Origin of the sequence: Frankia torreyi (assembly GCF_000948395.1) — a bacterium.
Taxonomy (GTDB): domain Bacteria; phylum Actinomycetota; class Actinomycetes; order Frankiales; family Frankiaceae; genus Frankia; species Frankia torreyi.
The window spans coordinates 37,106-62,698 of the sequence record NZ_JYFN01000024.1; the positions used below are offsets into that span (position 1 = coordinate 37,106).

Genomic DNA, 25,593 nt, shown 5'->3' on the forward strand with positions numbered 1-25,593 from the left:
GAACTGCGCGAGGAACGCGATGCTGTCCTGGGCGATCCGGGCCAGGAATGGCTGGGTGTAGTAGGTCCGGCAGATGCCGCTGGACCGGCCGGTCGGACGTCCCTTCCAGCAGCCCCGACCTCCCGGTTGGGGTGAACGGGTGAACGGCGGAATCTCTCCATCCCTCGACCTTGGCGGCACGCGGGGCACCCACGAGATTGTCGCGAGCGTACGCGCGCGGTTGCGGTGGGGCAGGAAGATATGGGTCATGCACGGTGACGCGGATGTGGTTGGGCTGGAGCGGGTCGTCAAGTCCTATGGCGGTGGTCTGGCCGCGGTGACGGCGCTGGAGAACATCACGCTGCCGTTCCGGTTGTCCGGAACCCGCGCCGACCGCGCCTGGGTGCGCGAGGCGGTGGCGCGCACCGGCCTGCAGGAGCGGGTCCGACACCGCCCGGCGGCGCTGTCCGGCGGGCAGCAGCAGCGGGTGGCCATCGCCCGGGCGCTGGTCACCTGTCCGGAGATCGTGTTCGCCGACGAGGTCGTGTTCCTCTCCGACGGCCGCATCGTGGACACCGTGCCCCACCCGTCGGCGGAGGCGGTGGCCCGGCGCCTGCTCGGGCTCGGGGGGTGACGGTGCTCTGGTTGGCGCTGCGGACCCTGCGGACGCGCAGGTCCGTCTTCCTCGGCTCGGTCGTCGCCCTGGTGTGTACCTGTGCGCTGATCACCGCGTGCGGGCTATTGTTCCAGTCCGCGCTCACCTCCCATCCGCCGACCGAGCGCTACCGGGACGTTCCCCTAGTGGTCGCGGGCAGGCAGTCACTGGCCTTCACCTACGGCTCGGGGGACGGGAAGAACACCGAGCACGTGGCCCTGCCGGAGCGGGTGCGCCCCGCGGCGGACCTCGCCGACCGGCTGCGTGCCGTCCCCGGCGTGGCCGGGGTGGTCCCGGACGTCTCGCTGCCCGTCGGACTGGCCATAGCCGGAACCGAGATCATCACCCCCGACACCGTGCAGCTCCACGGCTGGGGCAGCGCCCGGCTCACCCCCTACCGGTTGACGAAGGGACGCGCACCGGCCGGCCCCGGGGAGGTGGTGGTCGACACAGACCTCGCCCGCGGCGCGCATCTCGCCCCCGGAAGCCGGGTGACCGTGGCCGCCACCGACCGGGTAGCAGGCGGTTACACCGTCGTCGGTGTCGCCGCCCCCCACAGCGCCGATCCGAGGCCCGCCGTCTTCGTCTCCGACGCCGAGGCGAGCCGCCTCACCGCGGGCCTGGTGGACGTCTTCGGTGTCTATCCCGCCCCCGATGCCGACTCCACCGCCGTGGCCAAGGCGGTCCGCCGGGCCGTGCGGGGCCTGCCGCTGTCGGTGCGCACCGGCGACGGCCGGGGCACCGCCGAGTTCCTCGACGTGGACAGCGCCCTGGAGAACGTCGTCGCGCTCAGCGCGACCTTCGGCGGCATCTCGATGGCGGTCGCGCTGTTCGTCCTCGCCGGCACCCTGGCGTTGTCGGTGCAGCAGCGCCGGCGCGAACTGGCCCTGCTGCGCGCGGTCGGTGCCACCGGACGCCAGATCCGCCGCCTGGTCGGCGGGGAGACCCTGGCGCTCAGCCTGCTCGCCTGCCTGCCTGGCCTGGTGGGCGGCGCCGCGCTGGCCTGGGTTCTTCGCGCCGTCCTGGTCGACCACGGGGTGGCGCCCGCAGCGATGCGCCTGGACGTGGGATGGATCCCGCTGCTCGTCGCTGCGGGCGCCACCGTGCTCACCGCGCAGCTCGCCGTCCTGGTAAGCGGGCTGCGCGCGGGTCGCCTGCGCCCGGCGCAGGCCCTGTCCGATGCCTCCGCGCCGCCTGCCCGCCTCGGCTTCGGCCGGTTCCTGCTCGGGCTGCTGTGCGCGGCCGGCGGGATCGCCGTGGTCGCCACGACCCGCTTCCTCACCGGCGGCGTGCTCACCGCCATCGCCGCCGGAGCCGTCCTGCTCCACCTGTTCGCCGCCGGCCTGCTCGGACCGCTGGTGGCCCGCCTGACCCTCGCCCTGCTCGGCCCCTTCATCCGCGGCCTGTCCCGCACCTCCGGCTTCCTCGCCGTGGCCAACAGCAGGGCCCACACCCGCCGGGTCACCGCGGTGTTCACCCCTCTCGTGCTGTGCACCGCGCTGGGCGGAACACTGCTGTTTCTCCAGACCAGCCGCTCCCACGCCAGCGAGGTGCAGGGCCGCGACCGCGTCCTGGCCGACCAGGCGTTGACCACCCGGCAGGGACTGCCGGCCGGCTTCGTCGACACCGTCCGCGCCACCCCCGGCGTCACCGCGGCGGCCGGCCTCACCCCCACCACCGTCGTCACCGGCGGATCGGATGGCTACGCCGCCCAGGCCGTCACCTTCGGCGGCGCGCCTGGCACCCCCGGTGGCACCTCCGGCCTGCTCGACCTCGACGTCACCGCCGGCTCACTGGCCGACCTGCGCGGCGACACCGTCGCCCTGAGCGCCGATCAGGCCCACGGCAAACACGTGGGCCGTACGGTCCGGCTGTGGCTCGGCGACGGCACCCGACGCGACCTGCGACTGGTCGCCGTCTACCGGCGCAACATCGGGTTCGGCGACTACCTCCTGCCGTACGCGGTCGTCGCCACCCACACCACCAGCCCCCTGATCCAGACCGTCCTGGTCGACACCGCACCCGGAGCCCACCTCGACTGGCAGACACTGACCACCGCCTACCCCGGGTTGCACGTCCATGACCATGCCGCCCTCACCGACGCCGAACAGCGGCAGGAAGACCTCAACGCCTGGACCAACTACCTCCTGGTCGCCCTGCTCCTCGCGTTCGCCGCGATCGCCGTCGTCAACACCCTGGTCACGGCCACCCTCGAACGCGGCCGGGAGTTCGCCACTCTGCGACTGACCGGCGCCACCCGCCGCCAGGTGCTACGCATGGTGCGCTGGGAGGCCGTCCTCATCACCGCCATCGCCCTCGTCGTCGGCGCCGCCATCACCGCCGTCACGCTGGTGCCCTTCAGCCGGGGCATCAGCGGGACCGGCACACCGTATGTGCCACCGCAGTGGGCCGCCGCTCTGCTGGGCTCGGGCCTGCTCCTGGCCATGGCCGGCAGCCTGCTTCCCGCCCGTGCCGTCCTGCGCACCCCACCGGTCCAGACCGCGGGAACGGGACGGTGATGGCCGCCTGCCGGGCAAGCAGGCGCACCTGTGGCCCCGAGGATGGGTAGGCGGTTGCGGCGGTGGCTGCGCCGCCCCGCCGTCGCCGCCGCCTCCGACGGGTGGGGCGAGCGGGATCATCTGCCGGCACCCGCGACGACCGAGCGGGTCCTTGCCGCGGCCGGGGGAGCCGATCCGAACGTCGGTCCGGCGGAGTTCGCGACCGCGCTGCTGATCGTGGCCCGCGACGGCGACCCGGCCCTGCGGGCGGCGGTCGTGACCGCGCTCGGCACGGCCGGGGCACCGTGGTGGTTGGCGGTGGACCAGGCGTTGCGGCAGCGGTGGTGGTGGGCGCCGGCCTGGTCGCGGCGCCTCGCGGCGGACCTGGCCGACGGCGAGGTGGACGAGCTGCGGCTGGTCGTGGCCGGCTGCCACCATGACGGGCGGATCCGCGAGGCGGCGGTCGTCCGCCTGGCCGACTGCGAACACCCGGCGGCGGTCGCGGTGCTCGCGCTTCGTGCCTGCGACTGGGTGGCCGAGGTGCGGAGCCGGGCGCGGTCGGTTGTCGAGGGTTGGCCGTCGCCGCCGGGCGGGCCGGCGCTGAGCACGCTGGCGGAGCTGGCGTTCGCGCTGCGCGGACGGCGTGCGGGCGGCTGGTTGGCGCAGCGGGTCGACCAGGTGCTGCGGGACCTGCCGGCGCAGCGGCTGGACCCGCTGCTGTCGGCCCGGGACCGCGGAACGCGGCGGGCCGCCTACTGCGCCGCGATCGCCGCCGGCCAGTTGAGCCTCGACCGGCTGACGACGGCGGCGATCAGGGAGGGTGACCTGCCGATCCGAACGATGTGCGCCCGGGCCGCGGTCCGGGCCGCGGCCGGTCCGGCGCACCTGCACGCGATGCTGGCCAGCCGCACCGCGCTGGTCCGGGCCGAGGCGCTGCAGGCGCTGATCGTGACCGGTGACCTCGACGTGGCCGAGGCGGCGTTGGCCGATCGGCATCCGCTGGTGCGGGGCATCGCGCAGGCGGCTGTGCGCCGCACGGGCGGGGATCCGGCCGAGCACTACCGCCGGCTCGCCGCGCGGCAGGCACCGGAGCTCGGGGTGATCGCGGGGCTCGAGGTCACCGGGGAGCTCGGGGTCGTCGCGGGGCTCGGGGAGACCGGCGTGGCTGACGACGCCGACGTCGTCGCACGATGGCTGGCGCATCCGCGGGCCCGCGTCCGGGCGGAGGCGATCCGCGCGCTGCGGCGCCTCGGGGTCACTCGGCCAGCCGAGCTGGTGCCGATGCTGCGGGACGAGTCGCCCGCGGTCGCCCGCCAGGCGGTGGCGTCTCTGCGGGGTCAGATCGGCGCCGTCGCACCGGCCGTCCTGGAAGGGCTGCTCGACGCGGACAACCCGCCGTCCCTGCGGCTCGCCGGTTACCGGCTGCTGATCGCCGGGGATGCCTGGCAGCGGCTGGCCACCAACCTGAGACTGCTCGGCGACGCCGACGAACGGCTGCGTGCCAGCGCGCGGGCCGACGTGACCGCGTGGCTGGTCAGGGAGGCGGCCGCGACGTTCCACGAGCCGAGCCGCGAGCGCGCCGCCGAGCTCGCCGGCCTGATCGAAGCTGCCCGCCCGATCCTCGGCGATCATCGAGCCCAGGTGCTGCGGTTCCACGCCGGTCTGGACGTCCTATCTACTCGGGGTCGCAGATGATCGACGTTGAGTAGCCTCGGACCAGAACCCCTCGCCGCAATCCGCCCCGCCCCGGATCGGACTTACTCGTCCAGGAAGCGCCGGGGTACAGGAGGCGCCGGGGGAATGGGAAGAGCGGACCGCACGGCGTGCCTCCGAGCTCCGTCAGAGCACGGAGTCCGGTGGGAACTCGACCGGGTAGGGCTCGGTGAAGTCGGCCGAACGGCTCACGTCGTGCCAGGCGAGGTCCGCCGCCAGGAGGCGGCGGTCCAGGGCGATCGACCCCTCGGCGGCGTTCACGCCCAGCGGCAGGTGCTCCGGGATGTCGCGGCGCCGGGCCAGGGCGACGAGGATCTCCGCCGCCCGCGCCGGGTCGCCCGCGGGGCCGGACTCGCTCTGGCGCACCCGCCTCAACCGCGCGGGGAACCTGCAGTGCGCCTACACCCCGTACGCTCCCTGCCCGCTTGCCCCGCCGCAGAACCGCCTCCCGATCCCGATCGAAGCGGGCGAGCAGATCCCCTCCTTCCGGCCCGAGCCCGCCGAGATCGAGGAACGCTCCGCGTCCTGATGACCGGCAGATGCTCGTGTACGGGACGCCCGGGGGCCTAGCGCAGCCGCTCACCTGCGCCTTTTCCGGTGTTCGGTGACGGCCTGTGATGTCCGACGGTGCCGTCTCGCCGCCGGACGGTTCGCCGGAACCGCCCCGCGAGAGGTGTGCGTGGGAACGGAGCCACGTGGTTGTTCTGTACGGACAAATCGGACGCCGAACCGTACAGAAGAACCACGGTGGCGGCTCTCCCACGCATCTGCCCCGAACCGCGGGCCGTCGTCCGTGCAGCGCCCGGCTCTAGCCACATCGCGACGTCACGCAGCGTGAAAGCAGGACAGGAAGCGGACTCCCGAGGCGCTGCATGAGCGCCGCCATTCACCGCCCACCGAGCGCTACCGGGACGTCCCCTTGGTGGTCGCGCGCCGGCAGTACCTGGCCTTCGCCTACGGCTCGGGGGATGGGAGAAACACCGAGCACATGGCCCTGCCGGAGCGGGTACGCCCCACGGCGGACCTCGCCGCCCGGCTACGTGCCCTCCCCGGCGTGGTCGGCGTGGTCGGCGTGGTCGCGGACGTCTCGCTGCGGAGGCCGTCACCGTCCTCATCACCGCCATCGCCCTCGTCGTCGGCGCCGCCATCACCGCCGTCACGCTGGTGCCCTTCAGCCGGGGCATCAGCGGGACCAGCACGCCGTACGTGCCACCGCAGTGGGCCGCCGCTCTGCTGGGCTCGGGCCTGCTCCTGGCCATGGCCGGCAGCCTGCTCCCCGCCCGCGCCGTCCTGCGCACCCCACCGGTCCAGACCGCGGGAACGGGACGGTGACGGCCGCCTGCCGTGGAAGGAGGCGCACCGGTGGGCGCGAGGATGGGTAAGCGGCTGCGGCGTCAGATCCCGCGGCGCGGCGAGGCCGGCTGGTTCGCGTGGACGAGCGGGCCGGCGCCGAGCAGGTGCAGGGTCCGCGCGCGTTCCTCGGCCGTGCCGACCAGGCTCACCAGCACATCGGTGGCGCCGAGCGCGGCATAGGCGGCCAGCCGGTCGACGACCGCACTCTCGTCGCCTACGACGGCGATCGCGCCCGGCTCGGTGAAACCGTCGCGGTCGAGGGCCGTGCGGTAGGACGGCAGTGCCGCGTAGTCGGCGTACTCGGCGTTGAGCTCGGTGCGAATCCGGTCCGGTGCGGACGTCACCGCCACCGGCAGCCCGACGACGACGCGCGGCGCCGGCCGGCCGGCGTCCCGGGCGCCCGCGCCGATCAGCGGGACCACGTGGTCACCGATGGTGCGGGGTCCGGCCAGGAAGGTAATCGTGCCGTCGGTGCGTTCCCCGGCCAGCCGCAGCATCGTGGGGCCGAGAGCGCCGAGCAGCACCGGGACGCGGACCCTCGCGCCGGGCACGGCGCTGCCGGCGGGGTCGGATCCGATTCCCGTGGCGCCGGGAACACGGCGTCCGTCGAGGATCGGCAGCAGGGTGTCGAGGTGGGTGCGCAGCGCGGCGACCGGCCGGTGGAATGGCTGCCCGTAGATCTCCAACAGCCCGGGGTGGCTGACGCCGAGCCCCAGGGTGAACCGGCCGTGCGCCGCAGCCTGCGCCGTCAACGCCTGCCCGGCCAGCACCCGGGGATGGCGCGGCTGGACGACGACGACGGAGGTGCCCAGCTCGATGCCCGGCACCTCGCGGGCCACCGCGGTCAGTACACCGATGGCGTCGTAGCCGTAGCCCTGCGGCAGCCAGGCGGTGGACACCCCGGCGGCGGCCACCGTCCGGGCGATCGCCACAAGGTCGTCGATGAGGTTGCCGGAACCGGGAGTGCCGAGGCCGGCAGCAAGGTTGACGCCGATACGAATCACGTCCACCAGCGTGGTCGAAGGTTGGAACGCAGACCAGGAGCCTGCTGATGGTGCCAGTGGAAGTGACACCCTGGACGGCCACGACGGCCACGACGGCCACGACGGCCACGACGGCCACGACGGCCACAGCAGACACGGCGGCTGCTCGGCGACGTGAGCTCGGGGCCTGCCTGCGGGCGTACCGCAGGCTGGTCGAACCGGCCAGCGTCGGACTCCCCGCCGGTGGGCGTCGCCGCGTCCAGGGGCTGCGCCGCGAGGAACTCGCGTCCCTGGCCGGCGTCAGCCTGACCTGGTACACCGGGCTGGAGCAGGGCCGGGCGACGGCCTCGGCGCAGGTCCTCGACGCCGTCGGCCGGGTGCTGCGCCTCGACGAGGTGGGCCGGCGGCACCTTCGCCGGCTGGTGGCGCCCGAGCCGCCGGCGATCGCCCCGCCCGGCGAGCATCTGCGTGGGCTCGCCGGCCTGCTGGACGGCTGGCCGGCGAGCCCGGCGGCTCTGCTCGACCACCATCTCGACATCGTCGCCACCAACGCGGCCTGGGCGCGGGTCTGGGGCGATCCTGCCGGGTACGAGCCGGCACGCCGGCACGTGCTCTCGCTGCTCGCCGCCGCGTCGGCGCCCGCCGAGCTGCTGCTGCCGGTGGCACGGCAGTTCCGCATGGCCGCCGACCTGCATGCCGGTGACCCGCGGATCGCCGAGATCGGCGCGCTGCTGCGTGCGGACCATCCGGCCCTGGGCCTGGTGTGGGACTGCCGGGGAATCGGCGCGTTCGGCCATCCGATGTTCGACCTGGCCGGCGAACCGGCGGCGGCACATCTGCTGCATCCCACCGGCCATCCCGAGATCGCCGTCATCGTCGCCGCGCACCCGCGCCGGACGACCTGACCCGACACGCGTCTTCCTCCCACCTTGCTCAACGAACCTGCCTCAACCCGCGGAGTCCGCCGGGAACTCGACCGGGTAGGGCTCGGTGAAGTCGGCCGCGGGGCCGGACCCGCGCCGGCGCACCCGCGCCTTCATGGCGCCCACGGTGCTCGCGTACTCGGCGTGCGGGCTACGGACCGTCGTCGTGAAACCTGTCCAGTTCGGCGTTCCAGTCGACGTGGTCGCCTTCCGCGCCGGAGGGAACCGCCGCCAACGTGTCGTTGATGAACGCGGCGACCTGTTCGTGGCGGAGCTGGACCTCGGTGTGCCGGGACGCCGACTTCAGCGACAGGACCAGCAGGCGGGTCCCGTCGTGGAACGCCGGGCGCACCTCCACGGCGCCGACACCGGTCGGCCGCCGGGCGCCGTCGATCAGGAGCTGACGAGCGAAGGTCCAGGTGACTGTCTGCACGGTACTCGTCCGTAGCCGCAGGCTGACGGCGAACGGATCGGCCCGATCGAAGCGGAGCGCCGCGGGCAGCGGCGCGCGGGTGCCGTCCGGCTGGACGAGGAAGGCCGACAGCTTCGACTCGAAGGGATTCGCGTCCGGCGGACGGCGCTGTGACATGCCACCCTCCCGCTTCCACCTGTGTCGACCGCCGAACAACGCGGCGGTCCGCCGACCCGGCCCGACATCCCCGTCCATCGTCACACGCCGGCGCAACCTGCGTGCGCCCGCCTCTCGGGCGGGGCGACGAACGGTGTGACGGACGCGACTCGCCGCCCCCAGGCCTGCGCCGGAGGACCATCTCGACCGGGGGCGCACCGATTCTCGGCTGGCGTCGGCGTGGCTCGCAACGGCCATCCGCCCGATCTTGCTATTCGCCATACTTCGTACGCTTTTCATCGCATTAGTCCGAACTAGCCCTTTTGTGGGGCCTAATTACCATTTCGCACTAGCGTCGGGGCCATGAGAGCACGGAGTTGGAGACGGCGGATCACGCTGCCCGCGGTGGTCGCGGTGAGTGCGCTGATCGGCCTGGTCATAGTGGGTTCCCCGGCGCAGGCGGCGTCGTGTACGGCGCTCGGGGCCACCAGCGACGACGGATCGTCCGTCACCTGTGTCACCTATCCGACGTCGGACGATGCGCGCCTGATCGACCTCACCGTTCATTCGGCGGCCATGAACGCGAACGAGATCGTGCGAATCCTGCTGCCGACCGGCTATGACCCGCAGGCCGATCGGACCTGGCCGACGCTGTATCTGCTGCACGGCGCGGGCAGCGGGACGTCCGGCCACGTCGACTGGACCACCAATACCGACGTCGAAAGCCAGACCGCCGGACACGGCGTGATAGTCGTCATGCCCGACGGCGGGAACGTCGGTTACTACAGCGACTGGATCGCCGATCCGCAGAAGTGGGAGACCTTCCACCTGGTCGAGCTGCGGCAGTTGCTCGAACGCAACTACCATGCCGGTCCCGACCGGGCAATCGCCGGCCTGTCGATGGGTGGGTTCGGCGCGGTGTCCTACGCGGCCCGGCATCCCGACGACTTCAAGGCGGTGGCGTCCTACAGCGGCGCCCTGCACCCCTACGCCGACTACCCGACCATCAGGACGCAGGTGTGGTCGGCCGGCAAGGACGTCCGGACGCTGTGGGGCGACCCGACGACCACGTCCGGGGCGGCGACCTGGCAGCAGCACGACCCGTACTACCTGGCCGACAAGCTGACCGGCATCCCGATCTACGTCTCGTCCGGTGACGGCACCAGGGGTCCGAACGATCCCGACCCCGGCTCCACCAACACGGAGGCGATCGTCAACTCCGAGAGCCAGGCCTTCACTCAGAAGCTCAACGACGCCTACGTCGCCGCGCACCCCGGAGCCACCGGCGATCCGCTGCTCACCACCCACTTCTACAGCCCCGGCGTCCACATCTGGAGCTACTGGACCCAGGAACTGCACGCCTCACTTCCCCTGCTGTTCTCCGCGATCGGCGCGTAGCGGCGGCCGAGCGGTGGCTCCCGTCGGGGAGCCGCGCTCATGTGGCTCCGCCGCCGGTCGCGGGTTGCGGTGCAGGTCTGCCGTCAGCCCGGCCGGTGGCGGAGCCGGGCGCGCGCCGCGAACCCGGCCACGAACGCGGCGAACGCCACGAATCCCACCGCGGCGGCCCGCCCGGTCGCGTGCGGGTGTCCGGGCAGGGCGGCGGGGATGCTCGGCTCCACCCGGCGGCTGCCCACGGTCAGACCCCCGAGGCGGGAGTCGACGTCGGCCCCGATGGTGACGAGGGGACCGGCCGGTCCGTGGATCTCGACCGTCATGCCCTCGGCGGCGAGGACGTCGGCGACGTGGCGCAGGCCGGCGCGTCCGGCGGGAACCGTGGCCGGCAACACGCCAGCCGGGAGGGCGGCGAGGAGGTCCCCCGCGACCGACCACAGCTGCCCCGGCTGACCGGTGGTGATCCGGATACGGTCGCCGGACGCTTCGAAGCGTCCGCCGACCGGCCCGGAGCCGTCCTCGACGCTGAAGGCGACGTCACCGGAGAATCGGGCTGTCACTAGCGCGCGGCGCCGTTGGTGAAGGCGCCGGGCGAGTCGTTGTCCGAGGTGGCGATCCGCAGTGTGCCGTGCAGACGCCAGGTCGCGCGCGCGGCGTCGGGCCCGGTGTCCCGCGGAACCTCGACGAGCATGTCGACAAACTGGTAGTTGATCGCGGCGCCCTTGCCGGTCAGGAAGGACCACAGGTCCTTGCCCAGGTCCGTCCAGTCGACGACTGCGCGGTCCTTACTGGTCTGCGTCATGATTGTGCTCCCCTGGTTGTCGACCAGGCGCGGAATTCGCGAAGCTCGCGCCCACCTCGAAAGTACGACGGCCGACCCCGAACCGCACCTTGAAGCGGCTGGTCGAGGCGCTGTTCCCCCATCGTCGCGACGGAAACCGGTATTCAGCCGGAGAACAGTGAGGACAGGGGAACGACAAAGCGGGTCGACCACGCGAATTGGGTCGGTAGAACCGGCGATGGGATCACGCGGAGTCGGGCGGGGATGCGGCCACCGCCGTCCATCCATGCTCCAACAACGCGAAGATCCGCTCCAGGGCGGCGTTACCGGGGTTCCCGTCGGCCGCCGGTTCCGCCTCGGGGCCGATGCCGATGCGCGCGGCGGCGAGATGGGCGGCCGCCAGGGCGAAGTGGGCGAGGGCCAGGCATGCCGGGTCATCCGCGGGCAGTCCGCTGGACTCGGCGATCGCCGCCGCCAGCGCGGTCTCGTGGCGCAGCCACATCCGGCGGGAGTGCTCGCGCAGCTCGGGCGTGCCGTCGACCAGGGCGTGGAAGTCGCGCAGGCGCGGGTCGGCGCGGCGCTCGGCCGACCGGGCGCTGGTCAGGTGGTTGCGCAGGGCCTGGGGGATCGACTGGCCGGCCGGGCGGTCGCGGACGGCGGCGACGAGGGCGGCCTCGCGGTCGGCGTCCTCGTCGAACAGCAGCGCCACCTTGCCCTCGGGGAAGTGCTTGAACAGCGTCGTCACCGACACGTCCGCCGCCTCGGCGATCTCGCGGACCCCGACCGCGTCGAATCCACGCTCCAGGAACAGCGCCAGCGCCGCGTCGGCCAGCGCCTGACGGGTGGCCGCCTTCTTGCGCTCCCGGCGTCCCACCGACGGGGTCGTCTGCTCCACGCCGCCACAGTACCGCATGGTTGAGCTGCTCAAAAAATGTATCCGTTGCACTTTTGAAGTCGTTCTGATTTTCTGGGCGTGTCCGGAGACGGCGGACCGGCGGAGGCGGAGCCATAGCGCTGCCGTCCCCGCCCTCGCTCGCCGCCCATCGACATGACAGGAGCACGATCATGGAAGTGTCTGTCCACCCCACCAAGATCGCCGTCGTCGGCGCCGGCCCCGGCGGCCTGACCTGCGCCCGGGTCCTGCAGCGCCACGGCATCGACGTCACCGTCTACGACCTCGACGCCTCGGTCGACGCTCGTCCACAGGGCGGCAGCCTCGACATGCACGCCGACTCCGGCCAGGTCGCGCTCGCCGCAGCCGGCCTGCTCGACGCCTTCCATGCGCTGGCCCGGCCGGAGGGGCAGCAGATGCGCGTGCTCGGTCGCGACGCCGGAGTGCTGCTCGACCTTGTCCCCGATCGGGGGGACGATGGTGCCCCGGAGATCGATCGCGGGCAGCTCCGCGCCCTCCTGCTGGACGCACTGGTTCCCGGCACGGTCCGGTGGGGTCACTCGGTGACCCGTCTCGAGCCACTCGGCGGCGGCGCCCACCGGTCCACTTCGCCCACGGCACGTGCGCCGAGCATGTCCTGGTCATCGGCGCGGACGGGGCCTGGTCCCGGGTCCGGGCGCTGCTCGGTGGCGCCGTCCCGGGCTACTCGGGCGTGACGTTCGTCGAGGCCCACTTCGACGACGCCGACCGGCGCCACCCGCGGGCCGCGGCCCTCACCGGCCAGGGACTGATGATGGCGCTGCACGACAACCGCGGGCTCATCGCCCAGCGCAACAGCGGCGGCCACATCCGCGTCTACATCGCCCTGCGCACCGAGCTTGACTGGCACGAGGTGGCCGGCGTCGACCTCGCCGACACCGGGCGCGTCCGCGAGGTGCTGCTGGCGGAATTCACCGGCTGGAGCCCGTCCCTGCTCACGCTCATCACCGCCAACGACGGCCCGTACCTCAACCGGCCGATCCACGCCCTGCCCGTCCCGCACACCTGGCCGCACACCCGCGGACTGACCCTGCTCGGCGACGCGGCGCACCTCATGTCGCCGTTCTCCGGGATGGGCGCCAACCTCGCGATGCTCGACGGCGCCGACCTCGCCCGGGCCATCGCCGCCCAGGCCGGCGCCCCGAACCCGGACGGCCCCGCGGGCAGCCTGGACGCCGCCGTTCGCGCCTACGAGAGCGTGATGCTGCCACGATCCGTGGAGGCCGCCGCCGGCGCCGCCGGGGCGATCGCCGCGGCCATCGCGCCCGACGCCCCGGCGGGGATCCTCACCCATCTGGCGTCCCGGCAGTAAGGGCGCCGCCCGCGGACCGGGTGGCCCGCGGACCGGGTGGCGGGCGGGCCGGGGGCGGGTGGCGCGCGCGGGTGGGGCGTTCTGGGAGAAGCTGGGACCAGCGCGTCCCGATCGGCGGATGCCGCGACTGTGAGGGGCGGTCACCATGATCCGGCTCAGCGTGCTGTACCCGAGGACCGAGGGTGCGACGTTCGACCACGACTACTATCGGGACTCCCACATCCCGATGGTCAGCGGGATGTGGGGCGTCTCGGAGGTCGAGATCGACCGCGGGCTGGACGGCCCGTATGTCGCCGTCGCGCACTTCCGGTTCGCCTCGATCGAGGCGATGAAGGCGGCGATGTCCCGCGGCGACGGCAGGGCGATCGGCGCCGACGTCGCGAACTACACCACGATCACCCCGGTGATGCAGACCAGCGAGGTGACGGGCTGAGCATGGCGACGCCCGGCACCGACCCCGAGCGCGCCCAGGTCCTCGCCGACGTCTTCGCCGCCGCCTTCGGCGAGCTGATGGCGGCGGAGCCCGGGGCGTTCCGGCGGAAGTTCCGCAAGATGGCGGCGACGCCGTTCGCCTTCTACCGGGGCTCGGCGGCGCTGTTCTACGCCGACGTCCACGCCCTCGACGACCCCTTCCTGGACGAGCGGACCAGCCGGATCTGGATCCACGGCGACCTGCACGCGGAGAACTTCGGCACGTACATGAGCAGCAACGGCGTGCTCGTGTTCAACGTCAACGACTTCGACGAGGCCTACGTCGGACCGTTCACCTGGGACCTGCGGCGCCTCGTCGCGAGCCTGGCCCTGCTCGGGCGCGCCAAGGCGCTCAGCGACGCGGTGATCACCCGGCTCGTCGAGGCGTGCGTGGGCGCCTACGCCGACCGGATCCGCGAGCTTGCCGAGGGCGGCGACGCGTCGTCGTCGGACCTGTTGACGCTCGCGACCACCTCGGGGGTGGTCCACGCGTTCCTCCAGCAGGCACGGCGCTCCACCAGGGTGGGACTGCTCGACGAGCTCACCGTGGTCGAGGGCCACGACCGTCGGTTCGCCCGGGACGACGGCATCAGCCCGGTGGACGAGGCCACCCGGGCGGGCGTCCTCGCCGCGTTCGAGCGCTACGTGGACACGGTGCCGCCGGACCGGCGCACCCGCCCGGTGTCGCTGACGGTCAAGGACGTCGTGCTCCGCCGCGGGGTGGGCATCGGCAGCGCCGGCCTGCCGTCGTACAGCCTGCTCGTCGAGGGGCAGACGCAGGCACTGGACAACGACGTCGTCCTGTACATGAAGCAGGGGCAGGTGCCGGCGGTCAGCCGGTTCGTGTCCGACGAACGGATCCGCGACTACTTCGAACACCAGGGGCACCGCACGGCGCTGTCGCAGCGCGCGTTGCAGGCGCACAGCGACTCCTGGCTCGGCCACACGGAGCTCGACGGCGTCGGCCAGCTCGTCGCCGAGGTGTCGCCGTACGCGCAGGATCTGGACTGGTCGGAGGTGAACGAACCCGAGCAGATGCTCGCCCTGGTCGCCGACCTCGGCCGTTCCACCGCCCGGATGCACGCCGTCGCGGACGACGAGAGCGAGCACGACCTGGTGAGCTTCTCCACCGAGGACGCGATCCACGGTGCGATCTCGCGCGACGCCAAGGCGTTCGTCGCCTCGCTGGTCGACTTCGCCCACGACTACGGCGCCCAGGTCCACCGTGACCACCAGCTCTTCGTCGACATGTTCCGCAACGGCCAGCTCATCGACGTGGGCTGAGCGGGACATGGCAGCCGTCTCCTCTGACGGGGCCGCCGCTTACGCGGGGGTGGCGCGCACGTACACGTTGTCGGAATAGGAGTGGGCCCGGAGGTCGAACGGTCCGCCACAGGTGATCATGACTAGCTGCCGTGGGCCCTGCGTTCCGGCGAAGGCCGCCGGATCGACGCCGCCGGCCTTGGCACGGGCGGAGACCCGCCTGACCCGCCACGCGGTCTGCTCCCCGCGTGCGTCACTGGTGTAGACGAGGTCTCCGGCGTGCAGGTGGGCCAGCCGTCCAAACGCGAAGGGCGGCATTCCCCGCCAGTTCACGTGCCCGACGAGGGTCACCTCCCCGGAGCCGGCGTCCAGCGCGGCCGAACCGGACCACAGCCCGACCTCGGACGGCGCCTGCGGCGGAGTGAGGACGCCCTGGTCCTCGGTCGCCCGGCCGATCCTGGCGGTGACGCCGAGCGCTGGTATCCGGAGGCTGGATGCCGGCAGATCGGACTGGTGCCGCGGGATCTGGACCGTGCGCGCCCCGCCGGATCCGGGCGATGGCCCGGGCCGGTGCGGCCCGCCGGTCTCAGGCAGCGGGGCGGCCACCGGGGCAGGTCTGGCCGGCCATCCCAGGACGATCAGCGCGATCCCGGCCAGCATGATCCCGGCGAGGGTCAGGGCACCGAGGACGGGCAGCGAGGCGGCCGGGCGCCTCAACGCCGGCGTCTGGTCCGCCGGGCCCCGAGCGCCCCGAGTGCGGCGAGCGCGCAGCCGGCGGTGACCGTGCCGAGTACGACCAGCTCAAGACCGCTGCGCCTGGGCTCGTCGGGCTGCCCTCCCGCCACGGCCACCGGCGGATGAGCAGCCTGCTGGCTCCCCGGCGCCGGCGACACACCACCGTGGCGCTGCGAGGAACCGGGCTCGGTCCGGCCCGGGCCGCCGCCGGACCCGTTACCCGGGCCAGGGCCGGAGCCGTCACCAGGGCCGGAACCGCCTGCCACCGCGCCGCCGCCCACGATGGCGCCGCCCGCCGCGGGGCCACCGAAGTTGGGGCCACCGAAGCCGGGGCCACCGAAGCCGGGGCCACCGAAGCCGGGGCCACCGAAGCCGGGGCCACCGAAGCCGGGGCCACCGAAGCCGGGGCCACCGAAGTCGGGGCCATCGAAGCCGGGGTGAGGGGGAAGGATGCCGGGGAATCCGGGTAGCCACGGCGGGAGCGGGAAGACGACGATCGGCTTGCCGCTCGGGATCGGCACGCTGGCGAAGGCGGGCGGCGCGATCACCCGCCCACCCTGAGCGGCTGCGGACGCGTTCGCCACGTTGGTGATGACGCCCGCCGCGACCTCCGCGGACGTGATCGTATGATCGGGAACGGTGCAGGTCACAGCCTGCTTCGGGAGGAGCGACGGGGCGGGGCAGCGGACCGGGCCAGCCTTGGGATCGTGCACGGTCACCGCGGACACCACCGTGTGCCCGGTGTTCGCGACCGTGATCGTCCAGTGCACCCGGTCACCTGGACCGATCCTGCCGTCCCTGTCCGCGTCCACCACGGTGCCGCGCTTGGTGGCGGCCAGCGCGGGTGTTCCCAGGAGGATGAGGCCGACGGTGGTCTGCGCCGAGTCGCCGTCCGCCCTGGCAGGCAGCGCCGGCAGGACGACCGTCATCGCCAGCAGCACGGCCGTCGTCAGAGCCGTCGTCAGAGCCGCCGACAGCGGCCGGTCAGGGAGACCCTTCGGTGTCGCCGGGCCGGCCGGGGGGCGACGGATCGGCCGACGACCGATCATGACGTCGTGGCCGCTGTCGCGCCCGCCGAGTCCGTCAACGGTCCCGCCATCGCAAGTTCCCCCACCCAGCGTCATGAACTGCTACTCAGAGTAACATGGCGCGGTCGTGGCCCGTGGTCAAGTCGGCGGTGCCAGGGGTGCGCTCGAGGACAGGTCCGGCCCCGTGGCGGAGGAGCGGCCAGCCTGCGCAACCGTGTTGTACAGACGTCGGCGCTGTACAGACATCGGATGATTGTGCGGGGCGCGGCCGCACCCTGGCCAGCGGCGGCCAGGACAGCGCCGTCCGGCTCTGGACCCTCGCCTGAGCGCACCGGGTCGGCCCGCCGGTCAACCGGCCGCGACGACGCTCCGTCCGCGGCCCCAGCCCCGGCTGTCGAGGTCGGTCAGGACGCGGATCATGTCGTCGTTGGTCTGCCGGGTGGTGGCCCGCACCAGCTCGGTCAGGGCGGGGCCGGCCTTCTCGGGAGAACCGCAGTCGAAGGGCGGCTGCGGGTCGTATTCCATGGCGAGCTGGGCCATTTTCGCGACGTCGTCGCCGAACATCCGCGCGAGCAGCGTGAGGCCGAAGTCAAGGCCGGCGGTGACGCCGCCGCCGGTGATCCGGTTACGGTCGATCACGACACGGTCGTTGACGTTCTCGGCGCCGACCAGGGCCAGCACGTCGCGGCCGGCCCAGTGGGTGGCAGCCCGGTAGCCCCGCAGCAGTCCGGCGGCGCCGAGGAGCAACGAGCCTCCGCAGACGGCGGTGACGTAGCGGGCCCGCGAGCCTCGGTCGGCGAGGAAGGCGAGGACGTCGGCGTCCGCCGCAGCGGCCTGGTCCCGTCCGCCGGGGACGAACAGGACGTCGACGTCCGGCGGGCAGTCGGCCAGGGTCGTCGTCGGGATCACCGCCACGCCGGTGTCGGACATGACCGGGTCGAGCGTCCGCCAGACCAGATGCACCTCCATGACGGGGGCGAGAGCGGTCTGCGGGCCGATCAGATCGAGCAGGGTGAGCCCGGGGTACAGCAGCATCGCAGCCCGTGGCGGGGTGGGCGTGGGCGTGGGCGTGTTGGCCGTGCGATCGGTCATCGATAACTCCTCCGGTTCGGCGGTAAACCGCGTAATACGGGGCTGGCCCGTCTCCCGACCCCGGAATGCGGGGTCGGTGCCGACGCTATCGATGGGGTGCGGCGCCGACCGCCGGCCGGCGTGACAATGTTCGACGGGAAATTGCCAGCCTGATCGATGGCCGGGCGGCGCGTCCACGCCGAGGATTCAGTGCGCCGCCGCCCAGGGGGCGACGCTGCCGACCCGGTTGATCGAGTAGCGCAGGATGAACCCGTCGCCCTTCGGGCCCGGGAAGTCGGCGTCCGGGTTCGCGTAGACCTTCGTCAGGCTGTTCAGCAGATCCAGGGCGCCGCCGGCGGTGACCGTGGCCGTCGCCTGCAGGACGGCTACTCGGCTGCCTCCTGCTCCATGAAGACCCGGTCGGCGTGGAAGATCTCCGCAAAGCTCGCGAAGCGTTCCAGGCTGCCGTACTTCGGCGTGAACTCCCAGGCCACCCATTCGCCGTCCGGGCCGGGATCGGCCGGATCGAGCAGCCAGAAGTCCTCGCCGCTCGCGATCACCAGCGATCGACGGAAGACCGACAGCAGGTCGTCGAGGTCCTGTCCGTCGTTATGCGGCTCTCCGTAGAGGTTGATGAAACCGGCGCCGTCTACGGTGTCGCGGAACCAGTCGACGTCGGTGCTCGCGTGCAGCTCGTCGATCCACCCGGCGAGGTTGGGCCATCCGTCGCTTGTCGCCAGAAAGCTGCGGAAGGTCGGCGGGAAACGGACCGCCAGGCGTTGCTCGGCCGCCGCCACCGTCTGCTCGGCCGCCGGCTCGTGACCTACCCAACGATGCTGGATCTGCTCGTCGGAGAGCTCGTCTGGATCGGCCGTGCGCAGATACGTCTCGCTGTACTCGCGCAGATAGTCGCGCCACTGCTCGGGGGTCGTCAGCGCGGGTGCGGCCAGGGGCGCGTCGCCGTCGGCGAGATTCGACACGAATCCGGCCTCCTTGTCGGGAACGTCAGTATTCTGCCATTCGACAAGCTATCACGGGCCGATGTTCGCCCCGGACGAGCGCAATGTTGTTTCCCGCGAAATCGACCTGCCGCAACGAAAGTTCGTTCGCGGCTCCCGGCTTTGGCCGATGAGTTCGGTGAGGGCACGGGTATGCCGTCCTTCATCCGCCGGCCTACCGGCGGCCGAGGTTCAGCGCGCCGCCGCCCAGGGGCCGATGCCGCCGACGCGGTCAATCGAGTAGCGCAGGACAAGGCCCTCGCCCTTCGAGCCTGGGAATTCGGCCTCCGGGCTTATGTAGACCTTCGCCAGGTCGTTCAGCAGGTCCCAGGCGCCGCCGGTCGTGACGGTGGCCGTCGCGCGTAGGACGGCGTACTCGGCCAGGTAGGCTCCCGGCACCCTCGGCGCGGAGAAGGAAAGCACCACGCGGGGATCGCGTTCCACGTTGCGCACCTTCACGTAGCGGCCCATATGGCCGCTGACGACGTCGTCGCCGTCCAGGCCGATCCAGATGACGCTTACCTGCGGGCTGCCGTCCGGATTGATCGTCGTCAGGTGCGCAAGCGGACCACTGGAGATCAGGTCGCGGAGTTCCGGTGTCAGCAGCGTCATCGCTCGATGCTCCCCTCCATCTCGATCAGCCTAGCAACTATCGGGAAATCCCCCGCGCGATGACGGGGTGCGGCGCGGCCGCCGTGCTCGCTCAGCCCTCCTCGGGGCCGGTGGCGACGGGACGGTCGGGCAGGTTCGACCACTGGGACCAGGAGCCCGGGTAGAGCGCCGCGGGGTGACCGGCGATGGCCAGCGCCGCGACCTCGTGGGCGGCGGTCACGCCCGAGCCGCAGTACACCCCGACGGGCCGCTCGCCGGTGACGCCGAGCGCCGCGAACCGGCGGGCGAGCTCGGCGGGGGAGTGGAACGTCCCGTCGGCGCTCAGGTTGTCCCCGGTCGGGGCGCTGTGGGCGCCGGGGATGTGCCCGGCGACCGGGTCGACCGGTTCGACCTCGCCGCGGTAGCGCTCGCCGGCCCGGGCGTCGAGCACGATCCCGTCGCGGGCCAGCGCCGCGACCCCGTCGGCGTCGAGCGTCGGCAGCGCGCCGGGGACGAGGGTGATGTCGCCGGGCGGCGGCTGGACCGGCTCCGTCTGGAGCGTCCCGCCCGCGGCCGTCCAGGCGGCGAGCCCGCCGTCGAGGATCAGCACCGGCTCGACCGAGGCCCAGCGCAGCAGCCACCAGGCCCGCGCCGCCGACATCGCCCCCGAGTCGTCGTAGACGACGACGGTGTCCCCGGCGGACAGCCCCCAGCCGCGGGCGGCGCCCTGCAGCGCGGCCACGTCCGGCAGCGGATGACGGCCCTGCGCGGGCACGGGCGGCGCGGCGAGCTCGGTCTCGAGGTCCACGAAGACCGCCCCGGGGATGTGCCCGGCCAGGTAGCCGTCCCGCCCGGGCGGACCACCGAGCTGCCAGCGGACGTCGAGCACCCGCGGGGGCCGCGCGGAGTCGAGGAGCCGGGCCAGGTCCGTCGCGGAGATCAGCACATCGCTCATGCCCCGGACGCTACCGTCGGGGGCCCGGCGCCGCGCCGTCCGCCACCTGGTCCGTATTCGGAGATTTGTCGCCCGGGACGGATTCGTGCAAGGCTCGGCGCGATGGCGATCGGGGTCGACGGGGTGCGGGTCGGGCACTGGACCGATCCGGTGGGCGTCACCGGATGCACGGTGGTGGAGCTGCCGGTGGGCACGGTGGCCTCGGCGGAGGTGCGCGGCGGGGCGCCGGCCTCGCGCGAGCTCGACGCCCTGGCGCCGCACATGGCGCTGGCCAGCATCGACGCCGTGCTGCTGACCGGCGGTTCGGCGTTCGGCCTGGCCGCCGCCGACGGGGTGATGCGCTACTACGCCGAGCGCGGTCGCGGTGTGCCCACGAGCGGCGGCCCGGTGCCGGTCGTGCCGGCACTGGCCCTGTTCGACCTCGCCGTTGGCGCACCCACCGCCCGCCCGACCGCCGACGCCGGCTACCTCGCCGCGCGGGCGACCGGCGGCGAGCAGGTGCTGCGCGGCCGGGTCGGCGCCGGCACAGGGGCGTACGCGAGCCAGTGGCGCGGGCCCGAGTACCGCGGCCCCGGCGGGCTCGGCCACGCGTACCGGTGCCGCGGCGAGGTCAGTGTCGCCGCGTTGTGCGTGGTCAACGCGTTCGGGGACATCGACCACGGCGGCGATCCCGTCCCCCTCGACGCCGCCGAGTCGCAGTGGCGACCCTTCGACCTCGCCGCCGGGCGGACCCACACCACGATCGGAGTGGTGGTCACCAACGCGCGGCTGGACAAGACGAGCTGCCTGCTGGTCGCGCAGGGCGCCCACGACGGGCTGGCGCGGGCCATCACCCCGCCGCACACCCGTCTCGACGGCGACGCCTTCGTCGCCGCGGCAACCGGCCGGGTCGAGGCCGACGTCGACCTCGTCCGCCTGCTCGCGCTGGCCGCCGTCACCGCCGCCATCCGCTCCGTCGACCGCTCACCCTGACCTGACCTGACCTGCCCCGACCTGTCGGGGCGTCGGCTCAGGACGTTGGCGGTCGTCTCGGGCGGGAACGCTGTGCGTCCTTGGCCGTTCCGCGGATACCGTCCGCCGTCGGCCCGGTGACGGGTCCCGAGGCGGACATTCCGATCAGCGGTACCGACCGGCCGAGGCTGCTCGATGAGTACGCCGCGGTAGCCATCACGGACGGTGTGTTCCGGCGGCTTCTGCTGGAGCTCGGTTGACGCTGCTCGACGAGCCGGCCTTCCGGGCGTTCGTCCGGGGCGGGGCACCGTCGATCGACGTGAAGACCGCTTTCCCGGCGATCACGACGTGGGTCAGTCGTGCGCTTCACGGTGGTACGGCCGTTCTGAGCGGTGGAGCGGTCAGCGGGTGGGGCGACGCCGCCGCTGGTTGTGCCGGGCGGGGGCGGCAGTGGGCCTGCGCCGGTTCGGGGCAGCCGGCTGGTCGGCGTCCTGCGCGGTCGCGTCCTGCATGGTTGCGTCCCGCATGGTCGCGTCCTGCGCGGTCGCGGCCGGCGTCGGGTCCGCCGGCGGAGCCTGGAAGACGACGCTGGCGACCTGGGTGGCCGAGATCGGATGCGCGCTGGCCTCCGCGGCGGGCTGGGCGAAGTCCGGGATCCGGAAGGGGCGGGTCGTGGGCGGCGGAAGCTCGCGCCTCGGCTGCGTGCGGGCCGTCCGCGGCGCGGAGAAAGGATGGATCGATGAGGTGGCGATGAGGGGTGTCTCGCTTTCGGGGACGGATCGTCGGACGACGATCGGTATGGCGACCGCGCCAGAGCCGTCGGCCGCGGCGCGAAGCCTGCGGACCGACACGACCCGTGGGCGGCTCGTCAGAGCCGGTACATCCGGCTGAACGGACTCGGGATGCGCTCCTGCCGGGAGCCGAAATCAACATCCACGGAGGTGTCTCCGGTGACCCCGATGACCCGGCCGAGCCCGTACACGTCATGCGTGACGCGGTCACCGACCGAGAACCGCTCCTGGGCGGGGACCGCCGGAACCTTGAAGGGGCTGTTGGGTAGGCGACGTCGGGGCACCGCTGACTCGGTCATCAGCTCCAGTATGCACGTCCGCGCGGGGATGGCCAGTCGCCGGCCGTGCCGGGGCCCGGGCGTCACCCATCGGTGGCCGGAAAGGGTGCGTACGCGCGGCTAGTCTGTGTGCTGTGGAACGCGGGCCGGTGAGGGGACGGGCCCATCCGATGCAGGATCCTGGTACACGGGTGGCCGACCCCGTCCGCCTGGCCGCCGTCCGCGGGTGCGGTCTGCTCGACACCGACCCGGAGGAGCCGTTCGACCGGCTGACCAGGCTGGCCGCGATGATGCTGGACGCTCCGCTGGCGATGCTGACCGTGATCGACGACCGTCACGTCTTCGTCAAGTCGCAGTCCGGCGTCAGGCCCGAGTCCGGCGTCAGGCCCGAGGCCGGCGTGGATCCGGCGGCCCGGACCGGCCGGCGTCACCCGCTCGCCGAGGCGTTGTGCCCACTGGTCATCGACGCCGCCGGGCCGATCGTCGTGCCCGACACGGCGGCGGACACCCGCACCCGGGGCAACCCGATGAACGTCACGCTCGGGGTGGCGGCGTGGGCGGGCCATCCGGTCTTCGGTCCGGACCGTCAGATCGTCGGGGTCTTCAGTGTCGCGGACGACCATCCGCGCCCGTGGACCGCCCGCGACCGCACCATCCTGGAGACGCTGTCCGAGGCGGCCTCCGGCGAGATCGCGTTGCGGGCGACGCTCGCGCGCGCCACCGAGCTGGCCCGCACCCTGCAGGCGAGCCTGCTGCCGCCCCGACTCCCCGAGGTGCCGGGCCTGGACCTGTCGGCCCGGTACCGGCCGGCCGGCGACGGCTCCCAGGTGCTCGGCGACTTCTTCGATGTCTTCGACACCGGGCCGGCCGGTCTGGGCGTCGTGCTCGGCGACGTCGCCGGCAAGGGCGTCGAGGCGGCCCGAGTGACCGCCCTGGCCCACTACACGATCCGGGCGGCAGCGAGCCACAGCACCAGTCCCGCCGCCATCCTGGGCCAGCTCAACACGGCGCTGCTGACGCAGCGCCCGGACAGCGAACGTTTTCTGACCGCCGCCTATCTGGACGTCCGCAACGCGCGCTCGGGCCGCCGGCTCACCCTCTGCTCGGCCGGCCACACCCCCGTCCTGCTGCGTCGCGCCGACGGTGACGTACAGCCGGTCGGCGTGCACGGCCTCGTGCTCGGGCTTTTCGACGACGCCGAGCTGGTGGACACCCCGATCCGGCTGAACCCGGGCGACATGCTCCTGCTGTACACCGACGGCGTCACCGAGGCGCGCCGCGGCCGCGAACAGTACGGCGACGAACGACTCCGCTCCCTGGTCGGCGCCCTGGGCCCGGTCACCGCCGAACGGCTGACGGCGGCGGTCGAGGCCGCGGTCCTCGATTTCGCCGAGGGCGCACCGCACGACGACATCGCCATCCTCGCGCTCGGACTGCCGAGCGAGCCCGGCTCCCGCTGACCGGACCGGCACCCCCGCGGGCCTCCCGACTCACCGGGAACGTGGCTGCCGGTGGACCCGGCTGCCGGTGGACCCGGCTGCCTGTGGACACGGCCAGTGCGGGCACGGTCTAGGAAGGCGGCAGTTGCGGCGGGGGCAGCGCGCCCTCCTCGTGATCGAGCTCGTCCTCGAGCAGGCGCAGGGAGGCGTCGGACAGGTGGCCGGTGTCCCGCCAGAGCTGGAGCTCGTCGCGTTCCGCCTCGATCATCGTGCGGCGGACCCGGCTGAACGCCTCCGTGAGGCTCGCGGTGGGGGGCCGGCCGGCGTCGGCGCGCTTCAGCGCGCGCAGGCTGTCCTCGCTGCGCCGCTTGCGCTCCTCGGCGACCGTGCGCAGGCGCAGGATGAGATCGTCGGGAAGCTGGCCGCGATCATGCAGAGCGGCCAGGGTCCGCAGGCCGGCGTCGGCCGCCGCGACCCGGGCGCGGGCGCGCTGCCGCCGGCCCTCGTCGAGGTCGGGCCGCACCCCCAGCCGGTGCAGGACCGGTCCGAAGGTGAGCCCCTGGCCGACGAGCGTCACCAGCACCGCGACGTAGGCACAGAACACCAGCAGGTCCCGATGCGGGAACCCGGTCCCGTTGACGGACAGCGGCAGCGCGAAGACCGCGGCGAGGGAGATCACTCCGCGCATCCCGGACCAGGACAGCGCCACCAGTTCGCGGGTCGAGAGGTACGGATGGGGGGACAGGAAGCGCGGGCGGGTCGGCGGCGTCTCGGGGGTCGGCGGCGTCTCGGGAGTGGGCGGTGTCTCGGGAGTGGGCGGTGTCTCGGGGGTGGGCAGCATCGCGGGTAGCAGCAGCCACAGCGGCCGGACCAGCACGATCGCGCCGACCGTCACCGCCGTCGCGGCCGCGACGGTCGAGCGCGGATAGTCACCGATCGCCGGGATGACCGCCGCGAGCTGCTGGCCGATCAGCAGGAAGACGAAGCCCTCCAGCAGCAGGTCCACGAGCCGCCACACCGCGCGCGCATGCAGCCGCGCGGGCCCGGACAGCAGGCTGCGGGACTGGGAACCGAGGATCAGTCCCGCGGTCACCACCGCGAGGACCCCGGAGGCGTGCAGCGCCTCCGCCGGCACGTAGGCGGCGAAGGGTGTCGCCAGGGAGACGGTCGTCTCGGTCACGGGGTCCTCGATGCGCCGCCGGAGCTGGCCGATCAGCCAGGACACGGCGAGTCCGACGGCGAGCCCGCCGACGACCGCGAGCAGGAAACGTCCGGCGACCAGCGGGACGTCGAACCGTCCGTCGACCACCGCGGCCACCGCCACCGTGTACAGGGTCAGCGCCGTCGCGTCGTTGAAGAGGCTCTCGCCCTCGATGACGGTGCGCAGTCGGTCCGGCAGGCCCACCCGCCGTCCGATCGACAGGGCCGACACCGCGTCGGGCGGCGCCAGCGCTGCCCCGAGAGCGCAGGCGGCGGCGAACGACAGGCCCGGCACCACGGCGACGAGCGCCGCCCCGGTGACCACCGCGGTGACGACGACGAGCAGGACGGACAGCGAGACCACCGCGCGCAGGTTGGCGCGGATCTCCACCAGGCTTGAGCTCAGGGCGGCGGAGTAGAGCAGCGGTGGAATGATCAGTGCGAGGACGAGGTCCGGCTCGAGCCGCACGGTGGGCCCGGGCAGCAGCGCGTAGACCGCGCTCGCCACGACCAGCAGCACGGGCGCCGGCAGGCCGAACCGGCGGGCCGTCAGGGCGGCCGTCACCACGAGTGCGACTCCGAGCAGCCCGAAGGCTATCTCTCCCAGCACATGCCGCCCCTCCAGCACATGCCGCCCCTCCGGCACATGCCGCCCCTCCGGCACATGCCGCCCCTCCAGCACGCGCTGTCCCCGGTCTTGCGCGACCCGCACCGACGGACACCGGCGGCGCGGC

At 73.3% G+C, this 25,593-nt stretch carries 29 protein-coding genes; 14 read left to right on the forward strand and 15 right to left on the reverse strand.

The genetic code is table 11. The features are described 5' to 3' along the window. Nucleotides 1-247: 247 nt before the first annotated feature. The 3 genes from FF36_RS15935 to FF36_RS38130 are packed head-to-tail and all read left to right on the forward strand — an operon-like array spanning nt 248 to nt 4,827. Complete coding sequence (locus FF36_RS15935) at nt 248-613, forward strand: ATP-binding cassette domain-containing protein (RefSeq protein WP_044885870.1); 366 nt, start codon at nt 248-250, stop codon at nt 611-613. An 11-nt stretch (nt 614-624) separates the two neighbouring features. Beyond that, nucleotides 625-3,153, forward strand: a complete 2,529-nt coding sequence (locus tag FF36_RS15940) for an FtsX-like permease family protein (protein WP_206778458.1) — start codon at nt 625-627, stop codon at nt 3,151-3,153. Between the two features lie 54 nt (nt 3,154-3,207). Continuing rightward, nucleotides 3,208-4,827 (forward strand): HEAT repeat domain-containing protein, encoded by a 1,620-nt coding sequence (locus tag FF36_RS38130; protein ID WP_242422543.1) that lies wholly within the window; start codon nt 3,208-3,210, stop codon nt 4,825-4,827. Nucleotides 4,828-4,971: 144 nt separating this feature from the next. On the opposite strand, the gene FF36_RS15950 is transcribed toward FF36_RS38130, so the two are convergent. Then, the gene (locus tag FF36_RS15950; protein ID WP_044885872.1) at nt 4,972-5,211 is read right to left on the reverse strand and encodes a Rossmann-fold NAD(P)-binding domain-containing protein; all 240 of its coding nucleotides are present in this window, start codon (nt 5,209-5,211) and stop codon (nt 4,972-4,974) included. Between FF36_RS15950 and FF36_RS38135 the strand changes: the two genes are divergently transcribed. Next, the gene (locus FF36_RS38135) at nt 5,129-5,374 is read left to right on the forward strand and encodes a DUF1684 domain-containing protein (RefSeq protein WP_095212178.1); all 246 of its coding nucleotides are present in this window, start codon (nt 5,129-5,131) and stop codon (nt 5,372-5,374) included. The two genes, FF36_RS15950 and FF36_RS38135, sit on opposite strands and share 83 nt — an antisense overlap. A 635-nt stretch (nt 5,375-6,009) precedes the next feature. Continuing rightward, nucleotides 6,010-6,177 (forward strand): hypothetical protein, encoded by a 168-nt coding sequence (locus tag FF36_RS35470; RefSeq protein WP_157866950.1) that lies wholly within the window; start codon nt 6,010-6,012, stop codon nt 6,175-6,177. A 62-nt stretch (nt 6,178-6,239) separates the two neighbouring features. Here the strand turns inward: FF36_RS35470 and FF36_RS15955 are convergent, their stop codons facing one another. After that, nucleotides 6,240-7,208, reverse strand: a complete 969-nt coding sequence (locus FF36_RS15955) for an LLM class F420-dependent oxidoreductase (protein ID WP_236705976.1) — start codon at nt 7,206-7,208, stop codon at nt 6,240-6,242. A 41-nt stretch (nt 7,209-7,249) separates the two neighbouring features. Here FF36_RS15955 and FF36_RS31575 point away from each other — a divergent pair, with 41 nt between their 5' ends. Beyond that, on the forward strand, nt 7,250-8,086 hold the full coding sequence (locus tag FF36_RS31575) for a helix-turn-helix domain-containing protein (protein WP_082121956.1): 837 nt from the start codon (nt 7,250-7,252) through the stop codon (nt 8,084-8,086). Between the two features lie 169 nt (nt 8,087-8,255). On the opposite strand, the gene FF36_RS35475 is transcribed toward FF36_RS31575, so the two are convergent. Next, on the reverse strand, nt 8,256-8,693 hold the full coding sequence (locus FF36_RS35475; protein ID WP_044885874.1) for an SsgA family sporulation/cell division regulator: 438 nt from the start codon (nt 8,691-8,693) through the stop codon (nt 8,256-8,258). A gap of 393 nt (nt 8,694-9,086) precedes the next feature. On the opposite strand from FF36_RS35475, the gene FF36_RS15970 reads away from it, so the two are divergent. Beyond that, nucleotides 9,087-10,070, forward strand: a complete 984-nt coding sequence (locus FF36_RS15970) for an alpha/beta hydrolase (RefSeq protein WP_242422544.1) — start codon at nt 9,087-9,089, stop codon at nt 10,068-10,070. Nucleotides 10,071-10,153: 83 nt separating this feature from the next. Here the strand turns inward: FF36_RS15970 and FF36_RS15975 are convergent, their stop codons facing one another. The 3 genes from FF36_RS15975 to FF36_RS15985 form a co-directional block, all read right to left on the reverse strand. Further along, nucleotides 10,154-10,624 carry a hypothetical protein gene (locus tag FF36_RS15975; protein ID WP_044885876.1) on the reverse strand — a complete coding sequence of 157 codons (471 nt, stop codon included), beginning with the start codon at nt 10,622-10,624 and terminating at the stop codon, nt 10,154-10,156. After that, entirely contained in the window at nt 10,624-10,866 is a 243-nt protein-coding gene (locus FF36_RS15980) for a hypothetical protein (RefSeq protein ID WP_044885877.1), read from the reverse strand. The genes FF36_RS15975 and FF36_RS15980 overlap by 1 nt, the downstream gene beginning before the upstream one ends. A gap of 223 nt (nt 10,867-11,089) precedes the next feature. Then, nucleotides 11,090-11,773, reverse strand: a complete 684-nt coding sequence (locus tag FF36_RS15985) for a TetR/AcrR family transcriptional regulator (protein ID WP_242422545.1) — start codon at nt 11,771-11,773, stop codon at nt 11,090-11,092. Nucleotides 11,774-11,910: 137 nt separating this feature from the next. Here FF36_RS15985 and FF36_RS41480 point away from each other — a divergent pair, with 137 nt between their 5' ends. The 4 genes from FF36_RS41480 (at nt 11,911) to FF36_RS16000 (ending at nt 14,843) form a co-directional block, all read left to right on the forward strand. Continuing rightward, nucleotides 11,911-12,453 (forward strand): FAD-dependent oxidoreductase, encoded by a 543-nt coding sequence (locus FF36_RS41480; protein ID WP_199865409.1) that lies wholly within the window; start codon nt 11,911-11,913, stop codon nt 12,451-12,453. Then, nucleotides 12,450-13,088, forward strand: coding sequence for an FAD-dependent oxidoreductase (locus tag FF36_RS41485; RefSeq protein WP_199865410.1), 639 nt, complete (start codon nt 12,450-12,452; stop codon nt 13,086-13,088). The genes FF36_RS41480 and FF36_RS41485 overlap by 4 nt, the downstream gene beginning before the upstream one ends. 145 nt (nt 13,089-13,233) lie before the next feature. Next, the gene (locus FF36_RS15995; RefSeq protein WP_044885879.1) at nt 13,234-13,521 is read left to right on the forward strand and encodes an EthD family reductase; all 288 of its coding nucleotides are present in this window, start codon (nt 13,234-13,236) and stop codon (nt 13,519-13,521) included. Between the two features lie 2 nt (nt 13,522-13,523). Further along, nucleotides 13,524-14,843, forward strand: coding sequence for a DUF2252 domain-containing protein (locus FF36_RS16000; protein WP_044885880.1), 1,320 nt, complete (start codon nt 13,524-13,526; stop codon nt 14,841-14,843). Between the two features lie 39 nt (nt 14,844-14,882). On the opposite strand, the gene FF36_RS16005 is transcribed toward FF36_RS16000, so the two are convergent. The 6 genes from FF36_RS16005 to FF36_RS16030 all read right to left on the reverse strand — a co-directional run bounded on the left by FF36_RS16005 (nt 14,883) and on the right by FF36_RS16030 (nt 20,200). After that, nucleotides 14,883-15,539 (reverse strand): class F sortase, encoded by a 657-nt coding sequence (locus tag FF36_RS16005; RefSeq protein ID WP_052681159.1) that lies wholly within the window; start codon nt 15,537-15,539, stop codon nt 14,883-14,885. After that, nucleotides 15,536-16,498 carry a DUF7507 domain-containing protein gene (locus tag FF36_RS16010; protein WP_157871720.1) on the reverse strand — a complete coding sequence of 321 codons (963 nt, stop codon included), beginning with the start codon at nt 16,496-16,498 and terminating at the stop codon, nt 15,536-15,538. The genes FF36_RS16005 and FF36_RS16010 overlap by 4 nt, the downstream gene beginning before the upstream one ends. 435 nt (nt 16,499-16,933) lie before the next feature. Then, nucleotides 16,934-17,677: a DJ-1/PfpI family protein gene (locus tag FF36_RS16015; protein WP_044885882.1), complete on the reverse strand. Its 744-nt coding sequence runs from the start codon at nt 17,675-17,677 to the stop codon at nt 16,934-16,936. A gap of 365 nt (nt 17,678-18,042) precedes the next feature. Beyond that, the gene (locus FF36_RS16020; protein WP_044885883.1) at nt 18,043-18,636 is read right to left on the reverse strand and encodes an SMI1/KNR4 family protein; all 594 of its coding nucleotides are present in this window, start codon (nt 18,634-18,636) and stop codon (nt 18,043-18,045) included. Between the two features lie 210 nt (nt 18,637-18,846). Continuing rightward, nucleotides 18,847-19,266, reverse strand: coding sequence for a PPOX class F420-dependent oxidoreductase (locus FF36_RS16025; protein WP_044885884.1), 420 nt, complete (start codon nt 19,264-19,266; stop codon nt 18,847-18,849). Between the two features lie 91 nt (nt 19,267-19,357). Beyond that, the gene (locus tag FF36_RS16030; protein WP_044885885.1) at nt 19,358-20,200 is read right to left on the reverse strand and encodes a sulfurtransferase; all 843 of its coding nucleotides are present in this window, start codon (nt 20,198-20,200) and stop codon (nt 19,358-19,360) included. Nucleotides 20,201-20,302: 102 nt separating this feature from the next. Here FF36_RS16030 and FF36_RS16035 point away from each other — a divergent pair, with 102 nt between their 5' ends. Together FF36_RS16035 and FF36_RS40010 are read left to right on the forward strand one after the other, a co-directional pair. Further along, a complete protein-coding gene (locus tag FF36_RS16035; protein ID WP_044885886.1) occupies nt 20,303-21,172 on the forward strand; it encodes a P1 family peptidase in 870 nt (289 codons plus the stop codon). Nucleotides 21,173-21,288: 116 nt separating this feature from the next. After that, a complete protein-coding gene (locus tag FF36_RS40010; protein WP_255648666.1) occupies nt 21,289-21,411 on the forward strand; it encodes a hypothetical protein in 123 nt (40 codons plus the stop codon). A gap of 141 nt (nt 21,412-21,552) precedes the next feature. Here FF36_RS40010 and FF36_RS16040 read toward each other — a convergent pair whose 3' ends face one another. Then, complete coding sequence (locus FF36_RS16040) at nt 21,553-22,002, reverse strand: hypothetical protein (protein WP_044885887.1); 450 nt, start codon at nt 22,000-22,002, stop codon at nt 21,553-21,555. 17 nt (nt 22,003-22,019) lie between these two features. Beyond that, on the reverse strand, nt 22,020-22,241 hold the full coding sequence (locus FF36_RS16045) for a hypothetical protein (protein ID WP_041940919.1): 222 nt from the start codon (nt 22,239-22,241) through the stop codon (nt 22,020-22,022). A 170-nt stretch (nt 22,242-22,411) separates the two neighbouring features. On the opposite strand from FF36_RS16045, the gene FF36_RS16050 reads away from it, so the two are divergent. After that, nucleotides 22,412-23,680, forward strand: coding sequence for a PP2C family protein-serine/threonine phosphatase (locus tag FF36_RS16050; protein ID WP_242422546.1), 1,269 nt, complete (start codon nt 22,412-22,414; stop codon nt 23,678-23,680). Between the two features lie 109 nt (nt 23,681-23,789). Here FF36_RS16050 and FF36_RS16055 read toward each other — a convergent pair whose 3' ends face one another. Further along, entirely contained in the window at nt 23,790-25,571 is a 1,782-nt protein-coding gene (locus FF36_RS16055; RefSeq protein ID WP_242422547.1) for a cation:proton antiporter, read from the reverse strand. Nucleotides 25,572-25,593 lie beyond the last annotated feature (22 nt).

Excerpts from the sequence above, each read along its gene's own strand:
- FF36_RS16030 (WP_044885885.1), bottom strand. The coding sequence starts at position 20,200 with ATGAGCGATGTGCTGATCTCCGCGACGGACCTGGCCCGGCTCCTCGAC.
- FF36_RS16035 (WP_044885886.1), top strand. The coding sequence starts at position 20,303 with ATGGCGATCGGGGTCGACGGGGTGCGGGTCGGGCACTGGACCGATCCG.
- FF36_RS16045 (WP_041940919.1), bottom strand. The coding sequence starts at position 22,241 with ATGACCGAGTCAGCGGTGCCCCGACGTCGCCTACCCAACAGCCCCTTC.
- FF36_RS35475 (WP_044885874.1), bottom strand. The coding sequence starts at position 8,693 with ATGTCACAGCGCCGTCCGCCGGACGCGAATCCCTTCGAGTCGAAGCTG.
- FF36_RS15980 (WP_044885877.1), bottom strand. The coding sequence starts at position 10,866 with ATGACGCAGACCAGTAAGGACCGCGCAGTCGTCGACTGGACGGACCTG.
- FF36_RS16015 (WP_044885882.1), bottom strand. The coding sequence starts at position 17,677 with ATGACCGATCGCACGGCCAACACGCCCACGCCCACGCCCACCCCGCCA.
- FF36_RS38135 (WP_095212178.1), top strand. The coding sequence starts at position 5,129 with ATGTCGCGGCGCCGGGCCAGGGCGACGAGGATCTCCGCCGCCCGCGCC.
- FF36_RS16025 (WP_044885884.1), bottom strand. The coding sequence starts at position 19,266 with ATGACGCTGCTGACACCGGAACTCCGCGACCTGATCTCCAGTGGTCCG.
- FF36_RS15935 (WP_044885870.1), top strand. The coding sequence starts at position 248 with ATGCACGGTGACGCGGATGTGGTTGGGCTGGAGCGGGTCGTCAAGTCC.
- FF36_RS41480 (WP_199865409.1), top strand. The coding sequence starts at position 11,911 with ATGGAAGTGTCTGTCCACCCCACCAAGATCGCCGTCGTCGGCGCCGGC.
- FF36_RS31575 (WP_082121956.1), top strand. The coding sequence starts at position 7,250 with ATGGTGCCAGTGGAAGTGACACCCTGGACGGCCACGACGGCCACGACG.
- FF36_RS16000 (WP_044885880.1), top strand. The coding sequence starts at position 13,524 with ATGGCGACGCCCGGCACCGACCCCGAGCGCGCCCAGGTCCTCGCCGAC.
- FF36_RS15995 (WP_044885879.1), top strand. The coding sequence starts at position 13,234 with ATGATCCGGCTCAGCGTGCTGTACCCGAGGACCGAGGGTGCGACGTTC.